12 protein-coding genes and 2 pseudogenes are annotated in these 16,283 nt (G+C 38.5%); 11 read left to right on the forward strand and 3 right to left on the reverse strand.

What is annotated here, in order from left to right; all coding sequences use genetic code 11:
- Positions 1-229 precede the first annotated feature (229 nt).
- Positions 230-1,237 (reverse strand): SGNH/GDSL hydrolase family protein, encoded by a 1,008-nt coding sequence (locus NFS18_RS06120; RefSeq protein WP_251389037.1) that lies wholly within the window; start codon positions 1,235-1,237, stop codon positions 230-232.
- Between the two features lie 201 nt (positions 1,238-1,438).
- Between NFS18_RS06120 and NFS18_RS06125 the strand changes: the two genes are divergently transcribed.
- Together NFS18_RS06125 and NFS18_RS06130 are read left to right on the forward strand one after the other, a co-directional pair.
- Positions 1,439-2,314, forward strand: a complete 876-nt coding sequence (locus tag NFS18_RS06125; protein ID WP_251389039.1) for a LysR family transcriptional regulator — start codon at positions 1,439-1,441, stop codon at positions 2,312-2,314.
- A gap of 8 nt (positions 2,315-2,322) precedes the next feature.
- On the forward strand, positions 2,323-3,186 hold the full coding sequence (locus NFS18_RS06130) for a DMT family transporter (protein WP_251389041.1): 864 nt from the start codon (positions 2,323-2,325) through the stop codon (positions 3,184-3,186).
- 84 nt (positions 3,187-3,270) lie between these two features.
- On the opposite strand, the gene NFS18_RS06135 is transcribed toward NFS18_RS06130, so the two are convergent.
- The gene (locus NFS18_RS06135) at positions 3,271-4,479 is read right to left on the reverse strand and encodes a coenzyme F420-0:L-glutamate ligase (RefSeq protein ID WP_251389043.1); all 1,209 of its coding nucleotides are present in this window, start codon (positions 4,477-4,479) and stop codon (positions 3,271-3,273) included.
- A gap of 250 nt (positions 4,480-4,729) precedes the next feature.
- Positions 4,730-5,347, reverse strand: a complete 618-nt coding sequence (locus tag NFS18_RS06140; RefSeq protein ID WP_251389045.1) for a VanZ family protein — start codon at positions 5,345-5,347, stop codon at positions 4,730-4,732.
- Positions 5,348-5,591: 244 nt separating this feature from the next.
- Here NFS18_RS06140 and NFS18_RS06145 point away from each other — a divergent pair.
- The 9 genes and pseudogenes from NFS18_RS06145 (at position 5,592) to NFS18_RS06185 (ending at position 16,167) form a co-directional block, all read left to right on the forward strand.
- Positions 5,592-7,105: pseudogene (locus NFS18_RS06145) on the forward strand (N-6 DNA methylase).
- Positions 7,106-8,026: 921 nt separating this feature from the next.
- Positions 8,027-10,225: a PTS transporter subunit EIIC gene (locus tag NFS18_RS06150; protein WP_251389047.1), complete on the forward strand. Its 2,199-nt coding sequence runs from the start codon at positions 8,027-8,029 to the stop codon at positions 10,223-10,225.
- Between the two features lie 558 nt (positions 10,226-10,783).
- Positions 10,784-10,945, forward strand: a pseudogene (locus NFS18_RS06155) (tyrosine-type recombinase/integrase); the annotation flags it as partial.
- A 389-nt stretch (positions 10,946-11,334) separates the two neighbouring features.
- Positions 11,335-12,480, forward strand: a complete 1,146-nt coding sequence (locus NFS18_RS06160) for a restriction endonuclease subunit S (protein ID WP_251389049.1) — start codon at positions 11,335-11,337, stop codon at positions 12,478-12,480.
- A 15-nt stretch (positions 12,481-12,495) separates the two neighbouring features.
- A complete protein-coding gene (locus tag NFS18_RS06165; protein WP_251389051.1) occupies positions 12,496-12,957 on the forward strand; it encodes a DUF3990 domain-containing protein in 462 nt (153 codons plus the stop codon).
- Positions 12,957-13,418, forward strand: a complete 462-nt coding sequence (locus tag NFS18_RS06170; protein WP_251389053.1) for a hypothetical protein — start codon at positions 12,957-12,959, stop codon at positions 13,416-13,418. The genes NFS18_RS06165 and NFS18_RS06170 overlap by 1 nt, the downstream gene beginning before the upstream one ends.
- Positions 13,419-13,464: 46 nt before the next feature.
- A complete protein-coding gene (gene xerA, locus NFS18_RS06175; protein WP_251389055.1) occupies positions 13,465-14,433 on the forward strand; it encodes a site-specific tyrosine recombinase/integron integrase in 969 nt (322 codons plus the stop codon).
- Positions 14,434-14,592: 159 nt separating this feature from the next.
- A complete protein-coding gene (locus NFS18_RS06180; protein ID WP_331477550.1) occupies positions 14,593-14,997 on the forward strand; it encodes a hypothetical protein in 405 nt (134 codons plus the stop codon).
- Between the two features lie 108 nt (positions 14,998-15,105).
- Positions 15,106-16,167: a restriction endonuclease subunit S gene (locus tag NFS18_RS06185; protein WP_251389059.1), complete on the forward strand. Its 1,062-nt coding sequence runs from the start codon at positions 15,106-15,108 to the stop codon at positions 16,165-16,167.
- Positions 16,168-16,283 lie beyond the last annotated feature (116 nt).

Below are 16,283 nucleotides of genomic sequence, written 5' to 3' on the forward strand. Positions count from 1 at the left end.
CTGTGGGTACTTAAACTGTTTTACACTTTTATTAGGATGGCACAGGGTAAAAATGAAAATCTATGACAGAAAGAGGGAGGATAACATCAGCGGTTATCACGGACTGCCCAAAATCTGCCATAGATTTACGAAAAAGTATAATTGTCGGTGCTTTTACCTTATTCACAGTCAACCTTGCATTTCGCGGCAAAGGAGTGGGTAAAACATTTAAAGTATTCTGTACGGGATATTAGTTTCTGACATTTACAGGTTTTCCCATTGGTTCTGGTGATGAGTGTCCGTCGTTCGGAACCTGTTCGCGTTCCCTGTTGCTGAGACGGCCTACAGTCATTGCGTCTGCGTAGTTGATCGGATGATTTCTCATATGTACTTTTATCAGTTCAAACAGACGAAGTGTTGGTCGTTTTGCTTCTAAAGCTCCTGTTGCATCTAGAAAATGACAGCCTGTCTGGGTTGCCAGTTTCTGCAGACGCTGATTGATTTCAGCTGCCTCAGGACTGGAAGATACGATGGAAACAATATAAATCTCAGCTTGAGTTTTTGTGTGGATCATGTAGAGCAGCCATTCATATTTGCTGATGAAATTTTCTACATCCAGTGACTCGTCTTTAATATCTACATCACCCAAATTGACAAAGATTTTTCTTGGGTTTAGATCAAAGAGACATACTTTCAGATAATTTTCAATCTGATTGATGCGGATGTCCTTGATACTACGGTTGTAGATCGGTTCTGTAATACGGTATGCCTGTGTCAGTTCTCCCAACGGAAGGTTGGCAAATGTGTTAGAGCCGAAGAGTACAACGCCGCCTGCTTCTGTGATACTGTTTAATTCACGATAAGTTTCCATTTCGTCATCCCCCTGACTTAAGTGTGGTTTCTGCGGTGCAGAAGTGTGAATAGTTTCTGACAGTGTTTCGTTTTCTGTCTTTCCGGATAATTCTTTGCAGAGTAATGTATTTGCTTTTTGTGTCTGTCTGTCATAGCGGCGGTTGATGAAGTATACAATTACATTCGCAGATACGACAACCAGATTCAGAAGATAAACAACAAGCACATAGTTAAACCGGTGAGTGTATATTTTTGCAGTGATTCCTGCAACATATCCGAAGATAATCAGCAGAATAAACTGCAGACTCATGTTTTTTGCGGATTTTGCCTTGATGTTTTTGGTCAGATTCATCGGCCAGGATAAACCAAAGCAGATTAACATTGTAGATTCCAGTAGTTCAGCCATTTTAAAAGTTCCTCTCTTTCCTTAAGTTCTGAGTTAGTGTATCATTGACTTTCAATTATGTCTAATATATAATATTTATCAAAACCATAACTTTGAAGTTATAGATAGAAAAATTTATTGTGAATATTACTAAAAATAAAAATTTTAAACGATAAATAATTCGGTTTTATCGGTATTTTGACAAAAACAGGGAGAAAAAAGGTGGAATTAATTCAAATTCGTTATTTTTTGGAAGTGGCGGAAACAAAACATATGACAAACAGTGCAAAGAATCTGCATATTAGTCAGCCGGCATTGTCACAGGCGATTCGTCGGCTGGAAGAAGGTCTTGGCGTACCATTGTTCGCTTCAAAGGGGAGAAATATTGTCCTGACAGAGTACGGACAATATCTGCAAAAGAAGCTGAAACCGATTCTTGAACAGTTAGATAAGATACCGGAGCAGTTGAATATGATGGCAAAATTAGAGAGTGAAACAATACATATGAATGTATTGGCAGCCTCAAGTCTTGTAATGGAAGCGATTATTGAATATCAGAAAGAACACGAAGAGATTCATTTTCAGATGCAGCAGAATACAGAAAATGAGCTTTATGATGTGGCAATTACAACGAAACTGTTTTATCAGGGTGTGAATGAGAAGAACAGCTTTTCTTGTGAGGAAAAGATATATCTTGCCGTGCCGGATAATGAGAAGTACTGGAATCGTACTTCTGTTTGTCTGGATGAAGTATCCGGGGAGGGATTTATCAGTTTGCAGGGATCCCGGGAATTCCGTTATATTTGTGACCGCTTTTGCCAGCATGCAGGATTTACTCCGAATATTGTGTTTGAAAGTGATAATCCGGCTGCGGTAAAGAATATGATCGGGGCAAATATGGGCATTGGATTTTGGCCGGAATTCAGTTGGGGAGAAGTGAAGAACGAGCGGGTCAAACTGTTAGAGATCGAAGAGCCGGTCTGTCAGCGGGATATTATCATCAGTTATAATATGAATAAGAAAGATAACCGGAATGTAATCGGGTTTTATGATTTTTTGACAGAGTTCTTTATGAAGAGGAAGCAAATTAGACAGTGAGGGAGATTATGAAGACATCTTATTTGAAATATTTTGTTTCGCTGCTGCTATTTGGACTAAATGGCATTGTAGCAAGCAGAATTCATTTGTCCAGTTCTTATATTGTATTTTTACGGACACTGATCGGAAGCATTTTTCTGATAATCGTCTATCTGTTGTCCAGACAAGGGTTTCATTGTATACAGCATAAAAAAGATTTGCTGTATATTGTGATATCTGGTGTTTCTATGGGAGCAAGCTGGATCTTTCTTTTTGAAGCCTATGACCAGATTGGAGTGAGCATTGCATCTTTGCTGTATTATTGTGCGCCAATACTGGTAATGGCGCTTTCCCCGGTGTTGTTTGGTGAAAAGCTGACAGGAGTGAAAGTAGCCGGATTTTTTGTGGTACTGGCGGGTGTAGTTTGCGTCAATGGAAATGTATTTGGCGGAAGGGGGAATCTGTTTGGTATTTTCTGCGGATTAATGTCTGCGGTATTGTATACTGTTATGGTAATTACCAATAAAAAGTCGGAGTATATCAAAGGTATGGGGAATACGGTGATTCAGCTTGTATCCGGGTTTTTGACGGTGGCAGTGATCGTGGGGATTCAGAGTGGATATGAGGTACGGATAGAAAATGGAGACTGGCTGTGGATATTGATTCTGGGAATTGTCAATACAGGAATCGGATGCTATTTTTACTTTTCTTCCATTGGAAATCTTCCGGTACAGACAGTGGCAGTCTGCGGATATCTAGATCCGTTGTCGGCGGTAATTTTTTCTGTGGTGCTGCTGCATGAGAAAATGCTGCCGATACAAGTGTTTGGAGCAGTGCTGATATTAGGCGGAGCATTGTTTGCAGAGTGTTATAAGAAAAAGAAAACAGCGTAACTCCTTTTACAGAGTTACACTGTACCTTACATAAATAACTGTAACTATTCAGCCTTTCGGTTTCATAGCCACAAATAGCAGTTACTATTTTGTATAGTTGTCAAAATATCCCTGAATATAGATGATTGGTGTTCCTTTATCTCCGGAACCCGATGTCAGGTCAGCCAGAGAACCGAGCAAGTCGGTTAAACGTCTCGGAGTTGTACCCTGAGTTACCATCTGTCCTACAAGGCTGTCAGCCTTCACATCTTTCTCATGGATGTAATTTTTGATTGCTTCTTTTAATTCGTCACCGGACAAATCTGCAAAATCATTATCAGCCAGATATTTCAGCTTCACTTCGTTCGGAGTTCCTTCCAGTCCCTTGGTATAAGCGGGAGATACTACCGGGTCGGCAAGTTCCCAGATCTTTCCAACCGGATCTTTGAACGCGCCGTCTCCATAAACCATAACTTCTACATTTTTGCCTGTTTTTTCAACCATGGCATTATGGATCTCATTTACAATTTCATCACACTTAATCGGGAAGAGTTTGACTGTTTCTTCGGTTGCTTTGTTGGAACCAAGCAGACCGTATGTGTCATTGTAACCGCTGCCATTGATACTCTTTGTCAGAATATCATCCAGGGAATATACCTTTTCTGCACCATTTGCCTTGAGGATTCTCTTGGATCTTTCTCGCGTATGAATATCACAGGTAAGAACATTCTTTGTATAAGAAAGAATGGCTTTCGGATTATTTGCGAAGATAATCTCTACCTCTGCGCCTGCATCCTGAATTACCTGTTTGTAATATTCTACATAATCTACGCCTGTAAATACATGCTTCTCATAACCGAACAGTTCTCTGTATTTTTCTTCGGTCAGTACGTCAGACCATGGATTTACACCCTTTTCATCCAATAAATCAAGGTCGATCAGATGATTACCCACTTCATCAGACGGGTAACTTAACATGAGAACGATCTTCTTACATCCCATAGCGATACCCTTCAGGCAGATGGAGAAGCGGTTACGGCTTGTGATCGGGAACATTACGCCGACAGTATCGTCACCGAATTTCTCGTGAACGTCCTGCGCGATATCATTGATGTGCGCGTAATTGCCCTGCGCTCTGGCAACAACTGCTTCTGTAATGGCGATAACGTCTTTGTCGCGGATTTCAAAGTTCTCACTTTCAGAAGCCTTTAATACGCAGTCCACTACGATTTCGGCAAGGTTGTCTCCCTCGCGGATGATCGGTGCGCGTACGCCGCGGGAAACAGTTCCTACCATGCGGTCTGTATGATTCATATGTTTGTACCTCCTGTACTGATTCATCACTGTATATATGTGGGAAAAATTCCACTCCTATATTTTACGGCGAAATGTACAAAGTTGCAAGGAGAAATTGTACTTCTAAAAGAAAATGTGTAGTAACGTAACGGTGGTTGGTTCATACGGCGCCTTGCACTGTGCTGGATGCTGTTACTGGAGCACCTGTAGGGTGTGAACAATAACTAGTACCGGTGGTTCAGTTTTCAACTGAACTGTAATGAAATTGTTACGGCTGGGTTATCGTAAGCATCCATCTCCAGTTATAGAGGAAGAACTGTCCGGCAAGAGAGAGAAGCAAATAGGCCGCTGCATCCAGATTGCCGAAGCTTTTGTTTCTGTTACCATATCGCAATTTGAACAGCCGTGAGAAACACAGCCAGATACCCCAGCCGATCACAGCGCCCAGCGTATTCATGATCAAGTCGTCTACATCAGAGACACGCCGGTTGCATAACTGGCACAATTCAATTCCAAGAGAGAAAAGCAGTCCTGTAAATGCTGTTCTGATAAGGCTTTTATATTCTTCCCAGAGAAGCGGGAGCAAAAAGCCAAGAGGCATAAACATAATAATATTTAGAACTAAGCTGATCGTAATACCATCTGCAAAGGGGATCAGATTGACTTCTTTTTCGAGGGTCATGCCCGGATACATGCCAATTTCCCATATAGTTCCGATTCCGGTAGTTTCCAGAACAAGATAGACATAATATAGGAAGATGAAGACCCATAATATATGTATTCCCGATGCTTTTTGGTGAAATCCAAAGCGTTGTATCGACATATACAACATACACGGGATAAAAATACAGGATAGCGGATAAAGTGTGTAGATCAGATTAGACATGGGAATTCTCCTTTCAGTAAATGCCAGTGATAATATCAGCCTGACGGTTTATGTGTATTCTGACAGATGAAAATGAAGATTTGGGGAGAAAGAATCTTAAGGTTTTATGAAAATCCGTTACTGATCCTTTTGTAATTTAAAATCATTGAAGGCTAAGTTAAATTATAGTAGAATAAGTATGAATATACATCATATAAAGCACTAATGACTAAATTGAGAAACAATGAGGTAATTGGAGGGTTAAATGATTACAGGTGAATTGAAAAATAAAATTGATAGTTTATGGGATATTTTCGCTTCTGGAGGCTTGGTAAACCCACTTGAAGTAATTGAGCAGATTACTTATCTGATGTTTATTCATGATTTGGATGATTCGGATAATACAAGAGCAAAAGAAAGTGCAATACTTGGACTTCCATATCAGAGTATTTTTTCGGATGAAGTAAAGATTGGAGAAAGAACGATAGGTGGTTCACAGCTTAAGTGGTCTGTTTTTCATGATTTTCCTGCCGATAGAATGTATTCTATAATACAGGAATGGGTATTCCCATTTATAAAAACATTACATAGTGATAAGAATAGTGCTTATTCAAAATATATGGATGATGCAATTTTTAAATTGCCAACGCCGCTTGTTGTATCAAAAGTAGTAGATTCATTAGATGAAATATACAAGAGGATGAATGAAATTCAGACTGCGGATGTACGAGGAGATGTGTATGAGTACCTTTTGTCAAAGATTGCACAGTCTGGACGTAATGGACAGTTTAGAACTCCAAGACACATTATTCGTATGATGGTAGAAATGATGGATCCCTCAAGTGATGAGGTGATTTGTGATCCGGCTTGTGGAACATCGGGATTCTTGGTTGCAGCAGGAGAATACTTGAAAGAAAAAAAGAAAGAAGAAATTTTTTTTGATAAGCAAAAGAAAGAACATTATATGAATCACATGTTTCATGGATATGATATGGATAGAACAATGCTTCGTATTGGAGCAATGAACATGATGACTCATGGAATTGACAATCCATTTATTGAATATAGAGATAGCTTGTCTGATCAGAATCCAGATAAGGATAAGTATTCATTAGTACTTGCAAATCCACCATTTAAGGGAAGTCTTGATGCAGAGTCGGTATCAGGAGATTTGCTTAAAGTTTGCAAGACAAAGAAGACAGAATTATTATTTCTGGCGCTATTTCTCCGTATGTTAAAGATAGGGGGGAGATGTGCCTGCATCGTTCCGGATGGTGTACTGTTTGGTTCATCAAAGGCACACAAAGACATCAGAAGAGAACTTGTTGAGAATCAAAGATTAGAAGCGGTTATTTCTATGCCTTCCGGAGTGTTTAAGCCGTATGCAGGAGTATCAACAGCTATTCTTGTATTCACAAAAACGGAACATGGCGGAACGGATCATGTATGGTTTTATGATATGACGGCAGATGGTTTTAGCTTAGATGATAAACGAACTCCAATTGCAGAAAATGATATTCCGGATATTATTGAAAGATTCAAGAATTTAGATAAGGAAACAGAAAGAAAACAGAAAGAAAACGTACAGATAAATCATTTATCGTTCCGAAACAGGATATCGTTGACAACGGCTATGATCTTAGTATTAATAAATACAAAGAGATTGAGTATGTAGCTATTGAATATCCGCCAACATCTGAAATTATGGCTAATATTCGTGAGATTGAAATGGAGATTGGTAAGGAAATGGATGAGCTGGAAAGTCTGTTAAAGTTATAGTGGAAGGATAAAATGACAGTACAGGAACAGTTAATAGATAAAGCGAAGGAAGCATTTGTATTAGCGATTGAAATATATAGCAAATTATTGATTTTCTGACAATGCTTTTCCATAAATTGATGTAACTTCTCAAACTCTTGTATTTACTGGTGTTCTGCAAGATTTTGAAAAACAGTAAAGTGGTGTATTGTATCATAAAATGGTATAGTTTGATATGAAAATGGTATAGTAAATCGGAAAGAATTATTAAATTTGATAGCAAAATTATAAGAGTGTCAGATTTGACATTTGAATAGGTATTTGTTAGAATAAGAATATAAAAAGGCACTACTGATAGTTGGTTAGTCCAAATTATTTAATTACTCAAAAGAGTAACCGCATTCCTTGGGCGAGGGGCGGTTACTTTTTTGATTGATTTATATACGCAATCAAAATCGTTACAACAATACTAAGTATCATTAGTACGATGGAGCGCATTTCAAAATCACTCATAAGTCAAGCCCTCCTTTCCCAGATTTCCTGCAAGCAGGAGTTCTATGTAATCAGAGGGTTCAGTCTCTCTGCTGAAGGGCTATCCTTTCTGTTGCAAACAAAAATATGTAGGCAGTCAAAGTTCCTGCCCTCGTTCTGACGTACCAAACGGCAGGTAGAGGGCAGGGCAACGGCAACGCCGTTGCAGATAAGGCGGTTTGATAAATTTGGAAGAAAGAAGCGGAAGTTTTCTTCCAGAGGGGCTGTCCTGAAAACGTAAACTCCCGGAAAACCAATAACAAGCATTACAATAAAGAGGCAGTATGATCGGCATGGTAATACATTCAAGATGCATATTCAGAAAAGAAAATGTTTTTGATGTAATTTGAGGCATTTTATGTTACAATTCGTATTAAATGTATATATGAGATTCTATTAGGAGGAATGACTATGGAAAGCATCTTGCAGGCAGCCGACAGGCTATTCCAAAACCGTTATATCATCTCTATAAAAAAAGCGTTTATCATCACGTTGCCAATAATCATCCTGGGATCTATAGCATCGCTGATCAATAATATGCCCATTGACATAGTGCAGACAGGTCTGTCTACTCCAGCTGGACAGGTGATCCGAGTGGTAAATGGCGCAATCTGGCTGGGCAGCACAGCTATCATGGCGATTTTGATGGCATGGACTTTGGGCTATTATCTCGGTAATACCTATAAACTTAACGGTACGCTCTCGGCCCTCACAAGCGTATCTGCCTATCTGGCCATTTGCGTCAGAACTTCGGATGGCTGCATCTCGCTGAGCCAATTGGGTTCCAGTGGGCTTTTCGGGGCTATTTTAATCGCGATTATGGCCACCGAGCTGTACCATGCATTTTCCAATCTTAAAATCAATATTTCGGAGGATACGGCGGAGGAGGTGCGGCAAATGTTTGCGGCTCTTTTCCCCGTCATGCTGTCTGTTTTCTGCATTGCCTTCACAAACGGCATCATATTGACGACCTCCGGCAAAGGGGTTGACGAGTGGATTTATACGGCCCTGTCGCTTCTTTTTTCGGCGGCCGATGGAGGAGGACTTTCCGGTACCTTGTTACTGGTATTCGGCATTCATATTTTCTGGTTCTTCGGTATTCATGGCGGAAATGTGATGGACAGCATCATGGTTAGTGCCTTCGGCGAGAATCTCATCCATAATACCAGCCAATATGCCTTGAATCACGATGCTTTTGACAAGCAGCTTGACATTATCAGTAAGGGCTTTCTGGATACTTTTGTATTTATGGGGGGAGCGGGCACATCGCTGTGCATCATCATCGCGGTGTTGATTATTGCCAGGAGTCGGTATATGCGCAGCATCGCCAAAATGGGCGGTGTATTCGCACTCTTCAACATGAATGAAATTGTGTTGTTCGGCTTTCCTATAATCCTGAACCCCATTTTGCTGATCCCTTTTTTGCTCACGCCGCTCACGATAACGCTGGTTTCATGGAGTGTGATGTCTCTCGGTTTGGTTGCCCGGGTTGTAACCGAAGTGCATTGGGCGATGCCGCCCTTGATCAGCGGTTATCTGGCAACCGGCGGACACCTGTCTGGCAGCGTCCTCCAGGTCATCAATATTGCTGCAGGCATTCTGATTTATCTGCCGTTTATTCGCTTAATGGACAGGCGGGCGGTGCAAAAAGAAGCCCTGAAGGACGACAATACCGCTCTGCTAAAAAATACACTGAATACAGTGATTGAGAAAATCAATAACTCCACGGGTGAGGTCAATGGGGAGATTACGGATTTTTCAATCGTCCTGGAAAGCGTCATCAGAGATTTGAATGTGCTCTCTGCTCAGATGCAACAACAGATGCAATTGATGCATACCTGTGACGAATATACGCGGATCATTGATACTTCGGTGGGCAACACAGATAACAGTATAAAAATTGTCTTGCAGAATATGGAAAAAACAAGTGGTCTGTCCATGGAAGGCGCACAGAGCATGCATCAAACGATGCAAAAGATGGAGGAAACTTTCCTCTCCACACAAAAAAATAATGAACTGGCCAGCCAGCTTAATCTGCACTGTGAGCAGATTGAGGGAATGTTAAAAAGTATTAAGGATATATCCTTGCAAACGACTACTCTTTCACACAATGCTTCCATTGAGGTGACGCACGCCGGTGTTCATGGCAAAGAGTTTTCCGTGGTGGCCGCCAATATAAAAGATTTGTCGGAAGCAACAACGAAGGTCGTTTCCGATATTGAGGGTCTGTTACAGGGGATGAAGGCGGATACATCTGATATGATTGAGCGATCTGAAGTCAGTTTGAGGCAGGTAGAAACCGGACTACAGAAGGTGATTGACGCCAACCAGCTGTTTGGTGAAATTGTACAGAATATTCACAATATTCAAGTACAGTGTCATGCGGTTCTTAAGCACAGCGGAGAAGTGATCGGCAAATTGCAACAAATCAATGAACAAATCCGGACGACCAGCCATTTCTTTGCAGAAACGGCATCTCATACGTCCAAGGTGGCTGAACAGGTTCGCAATAGGTCGGATGAGTCCAAAGAAATGGTGCATAAGCTGCGGAAGCTGAATATGGAAACAAGCCTTATGACAGAGAATGCGCTTGAGAACCTTGAAAGTTAGGTAATTGTGGAAATAGAGAAAGGTGAGAAAATATATTATGAGCAATCACGAGGGAACATTTGAATCATCTGAAGCGTAAATCAAGCACAAACTCAGTGAGGCTCCGGAGTATGTGAATTATACATTAATATTCCTACTCACGGTTTTTTTGTGCTGTCCGTACAACTTGTGGTACTACATTACGTCACCAGGGCAGAGTTATCTATAACAAAAAAGTCACGCAGTAGCTGAACATCCGTCAGTTACTGTGCGGTTGATAGGAATTAAAATCGGTATTACCGGGGTGCCGCCCGTTTGTCCTTTATGTGAAAGGGTTCCCTATCACCTCCCAGTCTGCCCTCACCAAAGGGCGTATTGTAATGGAAAAAGAATGGTGGCAAATCCGAAAATCCTCTTTGATTAAAATTGCTCATGGATTTCCTTGTTTTCAGAAAACAAGAATATATAGTATTATATGTGTCTTTGTTTCTGTATTTAGTGCCATATGCGCGCTTTACAACACCTGAGCAACTTTGGTAATAATGGGTTTTCCGATTTGTCCTTATTATACCGTAAGGGCATACTTTTGCTACAAGAGCAATCGAATGTGGAATGAACCCCAAAACATTGCAGAAACTTTTGGGACATGGCACATTACAAATGACAATGGACTTGTATTGCCACGTAACAGAAGATACGCTGTTCTTGGAAATGGAAAAGTTCGAGAAAAGGTGTAGTTGAGTATGAAATGGTGTAAAAATGGTGTAGTAGGGGATAAAAATAGAAAATGAGGGCGTAAAAAGCCCATAAATATGAAGGTTTTAAGAGATATGGAACAGTATAAGAAAGAATTAATTGATTTTATATATGAGGAAATAAGAAAAGCACCAAGTACAATACTTGACACTTTGAAAAAAATTGACAAAAAATAGTCAACCCAAGGAGCAAAGGATTCTAAGCAATTAATGTGCCTGCTCCCATTCGGAACCTCAGCTTTAATTCATCACAAGTTGACGATTGTTAATAATAGCATAATTATATGTCAAGACTTCGGGGGATTTACTATAAGAGTACTAGGTTAAAATGAATAAAAGGAAAGGAAATACAAATTCGGGTTTGTGGGGATGAAAATGAATTATGTGATGCTAAAGGACGTTTGTACCATCAATATGGGACAGTCACCCGATTCAAATAGTTATAATGACAATGGAGAAGGTGTTCCTTTCTTTCAGGGGAATGCAGACTTCGGGGAACGGTATCCTATTACAAGAAAATGGTGTTCAGCTCCGACAAAGATGGCTTCTCCGGAAGATATACTTATTTCAGTTAGGGCGCCAATTGGCGCAATGAACTATGCAAAAGAGGATTGTTGTATAGGTCGCGGTCTTGCCGCAATAACACCTGATAAGGCAAGGGTTTCTTCAGAGTTTATTTTTTGGTTACTCAAAGGGAAAAATGCAGAATTGAATAGTAAAGGAACAGGCAGTACATTTAAAGCTATTGGGCGCAAAATACTTGAGGAAACATTGATTCCGGATATTTCGTTGGAAAAACAATCAGGGTACTCCAATATTCTTGAAAAGATATATGAAATTATTCAAGCAAGAAAGTTGGAACTCCAGAAATTAGATGACCTCATCAAAGCACGATTTGTCGAGATGTTTGGGGATCCTAAACTTAATGATAAAGGTTGGAAATCAGGTATAGTTTCGGACTATTATGAGATTAAAGGTGGAAAAAGGATTCCAAAGGGAATGGGATATGCTGAAGGAGTAACAAAACATCCATATCTTAGAGCTACAGATATGAAGAATGAGACAATTCTTGATGATAATATTCATTATATTGATGATGAAGTTTATGAGCATATCAAGAGGTACACAGTTAAAGGGGGAGATATTTATCTCACAAATGTTGGGGTAAATCTTGGTCTGGCAGGTGTTATTCCTGAAAAATATGATGGTGCAAATTTAACAGAAAATGCGGTTAAGTTAGTTCCTAAAACAGAAAAAGTAATTGACGGTGTATTTCTGGCTCATTATATTAATTCACCAGGGATTCAGGATTATATCAATGAAAGAAAAATGTCAGTTGGTGTCCCCAAATTGGCAATCTTTAGAATTGAAACAATGCCAGTTTTATTACCACCAATGGAAATGCAAAAACAATTTGTTCTAATGAAACAACAAGTCGACAAATCAAAAGTTGCCGTACAGAAGGCATTGGAACAGACGCAGTTATTATTTGACAGTTTAATGCAGAAATATTTTGGGTAGAAAGGTAGATGATAAATGGCGAAAATGACAGTATATCATGGTGGTTATACATCAGTCGAAAATCCTGAGATTCGTGTTGGGAAAAATACAAAGGATTTTGGAAAAGGATTTTATTGTACAATTATCAAAGAGCAGGCGCAACGATGGGCGAGACGATATGATACTCAAATTGTGTCTATCTATGATGTGAGATTGAAATCTGATTTGCAAATAAAAGAATTTAAAGAAATGACAGATGAATGGCTGGATTTTATTATTGATTGCAGAAGCGGGAAGAAACATGCATATGATATTGTGATTGGAGCAATGGCAGATGATCAAATTTATAATTATGTTTCTGATTATATGGATGGGGCTATTACAAGAGAACAGTTTTGGGTATTGGCAAAATTTAAGTATCCGACACATCAGATTAATTTCTGCACAAAAGAAGCGTTAAAATGTCTTGAATATAGAGGATTTGAGGAGGTTTTGTAATGGAAAGTGTGGGAAGAGAGTCGGCAAAAGATAATGCTCTGTTCTTTACATGCAGTTTGATTGATTATATTGCAAGGAAAACGAAAAATACAAGGGTAGAGGTCGTAAACGCATTAGGAAAAAAGAACCTCGCAAAAATCTATGATTTATCGGATGTCTATCATAGTGATAACATAGAGCGTGTTAGTGATGACTTTATCAGAGAAGCAAGAATTAAAATGGGAAATTATGATAATGTAACAGCATGTAAATATGCCATCCCATCGTATTGGGATATTGGTAAAGTATATAAAAGATTGATAAAGGCTGTAGCCGAGCGCGAAAAGATAGAAATTATTGATGCGCTATTAAAGGTTTATAATTCGTTTGTAAGTAGTAAAATTGATGATTATAACAGCAGTATGTATTATGAAAACCCATCATATTTGTTGGAATGTTATTGGGAAAATAAATTAATTTAAAGGTTTTTGGAGTAGGATGTTGGTACAAATTGAAAGGAGTACCGACATGGAAGAAAAAATTGTATTGATTATTAACGAAATGGCAGACTATTTGAATGTTTCACAGATGAAGAAATTGCAGGAAGTACTGCTTCAGACATTTTCGGAAAATAAAATATCCAAGGAAGAGACTTCAAACAATGATTATTTACAGTTGTTTTTAGATGCAAAAAAAATTGAAGGATGTTCAGAGAGGACTATTCAATATTACAGTTCTACAGTAGAACGAATGCTACAGGACATAGAACAGCCGATAAGAAAAATTACAACGGAAGAAATCAGAAAATATCTTGTTAATTATCAGAAAATCAATAACTGCAGCAAAGTTACGGTTGATAATATTCGGCGAAATATTTCTAGCTTTTTCTCTTGGCTAGAGGAAGAAGATTATATTTTGAAAAGTCCGATGAGGCGTATTCATAAAATAAAAACAAAGCAACCTGTGAAAGAAATAATTTCTGATGAAGCAATAGAATTGCTTAGGGATGGTTGTGAATGTATTAGGGATCTGGCTATGATTGATTTGCTGTATTCTACGGGAATACGTGTGGGCGAGCTAGTGAATTTAAATATTTCAGATGTGGATTTTGAAGCTAGGGAATGTATTGTTTTTGGAAAAGGAGATAAAGAACGAAAAGTATATTTTGATGCCAAGACAAAGCTTCATTTACAAGACTATTTGAAGAAAAGAGATGACGGTAATCCGGCGCTTTTTGTATCGTTAGATGCACCTTATGATCGGTTGAAGATTAGTGGAGTAGAGATCCGTATTCGTACGCTTGGCAGAAAATTGAATATGGAAAAAATTCATCCACATAAATTCCGTAGAACAATGGCAACAAGAGCTATTGATAAAGGTATGCCAATCGAACAAGTACAAAAGATATTAGGTCATTCTCAAATAGATACTACCATGCAATATGCCATTGTAAGCCAGACAAATGTAAAAACATCTCATCAAAAATTTATTGCTTAAATCAATTCGGGTTTGTGGGGATGAGAGGAAGATGAAATATTGATTAACGGAAGGAATATAAAGATTATTACTGACGCGGACGGGGATAAACTTGTTCTGATAAATGATATTGTGTTTAAAGGAAAGCGTAATATTAATTGGGACGAAGTGAAAGTATATTTGAAAGGGTATGTAGGTGATTTTTATCAAATTGAAAAAAATGCTGAAATTGTGTATATAGGAAATGAATTACCAGAAGAGTATACAGAATCTGAAAGCAGAAAGGCATTAATGGGGGCGAATGCCAAAGCAAAAGCGAATGCTGCAACTGCAATTCCAGAATTGATTCAGATAGCCACAAATGAGGAATTTCAAGAAAACTTCAAGAAAAAGCATAATAAGAATGCAAAAAATGGATGGTATAGATATGACGTCCGTTTTGCTTTGCCAATTTATGAAAATAGCATTTTGATAAGATACAATGTGTTCAATGCAAGGTTGCTGATAAATCATGCAGAAAATGGTAAGAAATATCTTTACGATATTTTGGCAATAAAAAAGGAAACGAGCAAGCCACAGCAATAAGTATGGTGAAAACCCGTTTCTGAAAATAAGTATACAGATGGAAAAACCATATGTCAATAATTTTTATAAAAAAAGATTAAAAATCGTAGACTTGTGGGGGATGATATAATGACATTTAATGATGTTCTTGAAATAAAAAATGGTCGCAATCAGAGAGCAGTAGAAGATTCAGACGGAAGGTATCCTATTTATGGTAGTGGAGGAATAATGGGATATGCAAAGGATTATATTTGTAATGCGGAAACAATAATTATTGGGAGAAAAGGCAGCATCAACAAACCTATTTTTGTTGACGAACCATTTTGGAATGTTGATACTGCGTTTGGTTTGGAGGCAAAGCGAGAAGTATTGTTTCCAAGATATTTATACTATTTTTGTAAGCATTATGATTTTCAACAATTAAATAAAACTGTGACAATACCGAGTTTGACGAAATCAGATCTGTTGAAGATAGAGATCAAGTTACCATGTTTATCAGATCAGCAGGCTATTGTGCATAGATTGCAAAGTGTGGAGCAAATTATTAATCTTCATCACCAGCAACTTGAGAAACTGGACGACCTCATCAAAGCACGATTTGTCGAGCTGTTTGGGGATGTGGCAACAAGTAATTATAAGTATGAAACACGCAAACTTGGTGATGTTGCTGATGTGGGTTCCAGTCATAGAGTTTTCACTACAGAATTTGTTGATAGTGGTATTCCGTTTTATAGAGGTACAGAAATTGGTGAGTTGGCAAATGGAATAAAACCGACAGAGCCATATTATATATCAGAAGAACATTATAATAGGCTTGCAAAGGATGATACAAAGCCACAGCTTGGTGATTTATTAATGCCATCTATTTGTAATAAAGGACAAGTATGGATGGTTGATACCAATGAGCCATTTTATTATAAGGATGGTCGAGTGCTATGTATTTCACCAAACAGAGCGATATTTGACTCAAAGTATTTAGAATATTTTATGAGAGTAAAGACATTGGTGGAATATCCAAAGCTTGGTTCTGGTTCAACATTTGCTGAGTTTAAGATTTTCTTGCTAAAGGATATTGATGTATTAATTCCGCCAATAGAATTGCAAGAGCAGTTTGCCGACTTCGTCAAACAAGTCGACAAATCAAAAGTTGTAGTAATGAATATAAGCCATTATTGTGTTAAATACTGCTAAATGAATAGAGGTGATAATAGATGTTACAAAACAGGTTTTTTAATTACGATAATTTGATTAATCAATATTCTAAAGAGAGTACATTAATGTCGATGGATAAACTGTAAGGATTATTT

The organism is Mediterraneibacter agrestimuris (assembly GCF_943193195.1).
In the GTDB taxonomy this organism is placed as follows: domain Bacteria; phylum Bacillota; class Clostridia; order Lachnospirales; family Lachnospiraceae; genus Schaedlerella; species Schaedlerella agrestimuris.